5 protein-coding genes are annotated in these 4,899 nt (G+C 70.3%); 4 read left to right on the forward strand and 1 reads right to left on the reverse strand.

Translation table 11 applies throughout. The features are described from left to right. On the forward strand, window positions 1-567 hold a 567-nt coding region (gene thiE, locus A5713_RS26355), incomplete at its 5' end, for a thiamine phosphate synthase (RefSeq protein ID WP_068099175.1). Here the strand turns inward: thiE and A5713_RS26360 are convergent. Next, window positions 539-1,165, reverse strand: coding sequence for an NUDIX hydrolase (locus tag A5713_RS26360; RefSeq protein WP_068099176.1), 627 nt, complete (start codon window positions 1,163-1,165; stop codon window positions 539-541). The genes thiE and A5713_RS26360 overlap by 29 nt on opposite strands. 134 nt (window positions 1,166-1,299) lie before the next feature. Here A5713_RS26360 and glnX point away from each other — a divergent pair, with 134 nt between their 5' ends. From glnX to A5713_RS26375, 3 genes are all read left to right on the forward strand, one after another. Then, on the forward strand, window positions 1,300-2,619 hold the full coding sequence (gene glnX / locus A5713_RS26365; protein WP_067927005.1) for a protein kinase G-activating protein GlnX: 1,320 nt from the start codon (window positions 1,300-1,302) through the stop codon (window positions 2,617-2,619). Then, window positions 2,619-3,605, forward strand: a complete 987-nt coding sequence (locus A5713_RS26370; protein ID WP_067927001.1) for a glutamate ABC transporter substrate-binding protein — start codon at window positions 2,619-2,621, stop codon at window positions 3,603-3,605. Before glnX ends, A5713_RS26370 begins: the two co-directional genes overlap by 1 nt. After that, a partial coding sequence (locus A5713_RS26375) for a serine/threonine protein kinase (RefSeq protein ID WP_156752045.1) occupies window positions 3,605-4,899 on the forward strand: 1,295 nt, incomplete at its 3' end. The genes A5713_RS26370 and A5713_RS26375, both read left to right, overlap by 1 nt.

Here is a 4,899-nt window from a genome sequence, read left to right on the forward strand (position 1 = left end):
GGCGGGGTCGACATCATCCAGCTGCGCGACAAGGGCTCTCCGGGTGAGCAGCGGTTCGGGCCGCTCGAGGCGCGCGAGGAACTGGCCGCGTGCGAGATTCTGGCCGACGCGGCCCGACGGCACGGCGCCCTGTTCGCGGTCAACGACCGGGCGGACATCGCCCGCGCGGCCGGCGCCGACGTGCTGCACCTCGGGCAGGGCGACCTGCCGCTGGACGTCGCGCGCGGGATCGTCGGCCCGGACACGCTGCTCGGCCTGTCCAGCCACGACGCCGGCCAGGCCGCCGCCGCGGCCGCCGGGGTGGCCGACTATTTCTGCGTCGGCCCGTGCTGGCCCACCCCGACCAAACCGGGCCGCGAGGCGCCGGGCCTGGGGCTGGTGCGGACCGCCGCCCGGCTCGGCACCGAGAAACCGTGGTTCGCGATCGGCGGGCTAGACGAGCAGCGGCTGCCGGAGGTGCTCGCGGCCGGCGCCCGCCGCATCGTGGTGGTGCGCGCGATCACCGCGGCCGCCGACCCGCGGGCCGCGGCGCAACGGCTCAGCTCAGCGCTTGCAGCAGCGAGTTGATCCGGGGATGCATGGGCGTCTGGTCGGCGTCACCCGGCACGCACCAGACGAACACGCCGGACTCGATCTCGAACGTGCGGGGCAGGTGCCGCCGCCGCTCGTCGGCGTGATCCAGCGGCACCAGCGCCGTCGCCGTGCGCAGCCGGTGCCAGCTCGCCGCGAAGCCGGGATGCAACGGCAGCCCGGCCACCTCCTCCTCGGCGACCCAGCGCATCTCGGCGCTCTCCCCGTTGGGCACGGTGTGCAGCAACTCGGGCGCGTCGGCGACCACCGTGGTGTAGGTCCAGCGCGCCCCGCCGAGCCCCGCGATGTCGGCGGTGACCACCGTCGAGCGCACGGTCACCAGCTCGCCTGCCAGCCCGGCCTCCTCATGGGCCTCGCGGACCGCGGTCTCCTCCGGCGTCTCGTGGCTGTCGCGGGCACCGCCCGGCAGGCCCCAGGTGCCGCCTTGATGGCTCCACACCGCGCGATGCTGCAGCAGCACCGCGGGGGTGCCGTCGGGCCGGGGGGCCCGCAGCAGCAGACCGGCCGCACCGAAGCGGCCCCAGTACGGGGTGCCGCTGCTGGAAACCACCCAACCGTCGCCGTCGCCGTGCACGGGTTTCAGGATATGCGCGTGATCGCCTGGTCAATCGGTCTGCCTCCACCCATCAGGCGGAACATTCTCTTAGAATTCGCTTATAGAGTTGGTGCAGCGTTCCAGTGGCCGCGAAAGATGAGGGCTGATAACACGTGACGGTTGAGCTGGCGCACCCGTCGACAGAGCCGCAGGGGTCGCGGTCGCCGGCCGAGCCAGCCCATCCGCGCTGGTGGTTCATCTCGACCACGCCGGGCCGGATCCTGTCGATCGGCATCGTCCTGGCGGTGCTGGGCGGCATCTGCGCGTTCGCCACCTCGACCACCATCAACCACCGGCAGCAGGTGCTGACGACGGTGCTCAATCACACCGAACCGCTGTCGTTCGCCGCCGGACGGCTGTACACCACGCTGTCGGTGGCCGACGCGGCGGCGGCCACGGCGTTCATCGCCGAAGCCGAGCCGCCGCCCGTTCGGCAACGCTACGAGCAGGCCATCACCGACGCCGCCGTGGCGGTGACCCGGGCCTCGAGCGGGCTCACCGACGAACCGCTGGTGCAGCTGCTGGGCCGGATCAACGCCGAACTGGCCGTCTACACCGGCCTGATCGAGATCGCGCGGACCAACAACCGGGAGGGCAACCCGGTCGGGTCGTCGTACCTGTCGGAGGCCTCCGGGCTGATGCAGTCGACAATCCTGCCGGACGCCGCGCAGCTGTATCAGGCCACGTCGGAGCGGGTGGATGCGGAAACCACCGCGTCGACGCAGATCCCGGCGCCGGTCATCCTGGTGGTCACCGCCACCGCGGTCTTCGGCGCCTTCGCCCATCGCTGGCTGGCCCGGCGCACCCGGCGCCGGATCAATCCGGGCCTGGTCGTGGGCGGCCTCGCTATTCTCGTCATGGTGGTATGGGTCGGAACAGCGCTGACCATCTCCACGACCGCCAGCCGTAGCGCCAAGAACACCGCCGCCGACTCGCTGCGGATCGTGACCAACGTCGCGATCACCGCCCAGCAGGCGCGGGCCGACGAGACGCTATCGCTGATCCGTCGCGGGGACGAGGAGAAGCGCAAGCAGTCGTTCTATCAGCGGATCGACTCCATGCACCAGCAGCTCGACCAGTACATGGTGCGCAGCGACGCCGTCGACAAACCCGACCTGCAGGGCGCCGACCAGCTGCTGTTGCGCTGGCGGCAGGCCAACGACCGGATCAACTCCTACATCTCGGTCGGCAACTACCGGGCGGCCACCCAGGTCGCCCTGGGCAGCAGCGAAGACGACTCCACCCCCGCGTTCGACAAGCTGGAAGACCAGCTGGTCAAGGCCATGGACCAGAGTCGCACCCACCTGCGCAACGACGTCCTCAACGCCCGCAGCGGGCTGTCCGGCGCGCAGGTCGGCGGCGTGGTGCTCAGCCTCGGCGCCGCAATCGCGGTGGCGCTGGGCCTGTGGCCGCGGCTGAAAGAGTATCGATAATGACGCGGCCGGCCCGGTTGCGGCGGGCAGGCGCCGTGCTCGCCGCGCTGGCAACGGTGGGGGTGCTGGCGGGATGCTCGCACACCGAGTCGCTCACGGTCGCCAAGGTGCCGACGCTGCCGCCGCCCACCCCGGTCGGCATGCAGCAGCTGCCGCCGGAGCCGCCGCTGCCGCCGGACGACCCCAGCCAGGGCTGCGACCTGACCGCGAGCCTGCGGCCCTTCCCCACCAAGGCCGAGGCGGACGCCGCGGTCGCCGACATCCGCGCCCGCGGCCGGCTGATCGTCGGGCTCGACATCGGCAGCAACCTGTTCAGCTTCCGCGACCCGATCACCGGGGAGATCACCGGTTTCGACGTCGACATCGCCGGCGAGATCGCCCGCGACATCTTCGGCGCCCCGTCGCACGTCGAGTACCGCATCCTGTCGTCCGACGAGCGCGTCACCGCGCTGCAGCACTCCGAGGTCGACGTGGTGGTCAAGACCATGACCATCACCTGCGAGCGGCGCAAGGAGGTCAACTTCTCCACCGTCTACCTGGACGCCAACCAGCGCATCCTGGCCCCGCGGGACTCGCCCATCGCCAAGGTGGGCGATCTGTCCGGCAAGCGGGTCTGCGTGGCGAAGGGGACCACGTCGCTGCACCGGATCCGCCAGATCGACCCGCCCCCCGTCATCGTGTCGGTGGTCAACTGGGCCGACTGCCTGGTGGCGATGCAGCAGCGCGAGATCGACGCCGTCAGCACCGACGACTCGATCCTGGCCGGGCTGGTCGAAGAGGACCCCTACCTGCACATCGTCGGGCCCAACATGGCCACCCAGCCCTACGGCATCGGGGTCAACCTCACCAACACGCCACTGCTGCGGTTCGTCAACGGCACGCTGGAGCGGATCCGCCGGGACGGCACGTGGAACACGTTGTACCGCAAGTGGTTGACGGTACTGGGACCCGCGCCCGCCCCGCCCACGCCGAGGTATTCCGACTGATGACCGAGTCGGAGAAGACCCAACAGCCGGAACCGGGCCCCGAAGACGTGAGCCCGGGCACCCAACCGCCGGACACGCAGGGCGGCCCGACGACGGGTCGAATCCAGGCCACCCAGGCGCTCTTCCGTCCCGATTTCGACGATGACGACGACGATTTCCCGCACATCTCGCTGGGCACCCTGGACACCGATTCGCAAGACCGGGTGACGATCGGGACGCGGGTGCTGCCGCCGGTCAGACACCTCGGCGGCGGACTGGTCGAGATCCCGCGGGTGCGCGACATCGACCCGCTCGAGGCGCTGATGACCAACCCGGTGGTGCCGGAGGCCAAGCGGTTCTGCTGGAACTGCGGAAAGCCGGTCGGCCGGTCGAAAAAGGGCGTCAAGGGCGAGTCGGAGGGCTGGTGCCCCGCCTGCGGCAGCGCGTATTCGTTTCTGCCGCAGCTGAATCCGGGCGAAATCGTCGCCGGGCAGTACGAGGTCAAGGGTTGCATCGCGCACGGCGGACTGGGCTGGGTCTACCTGGCGGTCGACCACAACGTCAACGACCGCCCGGTGGTGCTCAAGGGCCTGGTGCACTCCGGTGACGCGGAGGCGCAGGCGATCGCCATGGCCGAACGGCAGTTCCTCGCCGAGGTGGTGCACCCGCAGATCGTGCAGATCTTCAACTTCGTCGAGCACAAGGACCGCAACGGCAACCCGGTCGGCTACATCGTCATGGAGTACATCGGCGGGCAGCCGCTCAAGCACGGCAAGGACAAGAAGCTGCCGGTCGCCGAGGCCATCGCCTACCTGCTGGAGATCCTGCCCGCGCTGACCTATCTGCACTCGATCGGCCTGGTGTACAACGACCTCAAGCCGGAGAACATCATGCTCACCGAGGAGCAACTCAAGCTGATCGACCTGGGCGCGGTGTCGCGGGTCAATTCGTTCGGCTATCTCTACGGCACCCCGGGGTTCCAGGCGCACGAGATCGTGCGGACCGGCCCGACGATCGCCACCGACATCTACACCGTCGGCCGTACCCTGGCGGCGCTCACGGTGAACCTGCCCACCCGCAACGGCCGCTACGTCGACGGCCTGCCCGAAGACGATCCCGTGCTGACGACGTACGACTCGTACCGCCGGTTGCTGCGCCGGGCCATCGACCCCGACCCGCGGCGCCGGTTCGCCACCACGGAGGAGCTGTCCGCCCAGCTGATGGGCGTGTTGCGGGAGGTGGTGGCCCAGGACACCGGGGTGCCGCGGCCCGGGTTGTCGACCATCTTCAGCCCCAGCCGCTCAACGTTCGGGGT

The organism is Mycobacterium sp. E2497 (genome assembly GCF_001668695.1).
Classification (GTDB): domain Bacteria; phylum Actinomycetota; class Actinomycetes; order Mycobacteriales; family Mycobacteriaceae; genus Mycobacterium.

What these genes read in the sequence shown, in the direction of transcription:
- A5713_RS26370 (WP_067927001.1), top strand. Translation starts at nt 2,619, where the DNA reads ATGACGCGGCCGGCCCGGTTGCGGCGGGCAGGCGCCGTGCTCGCCGCG.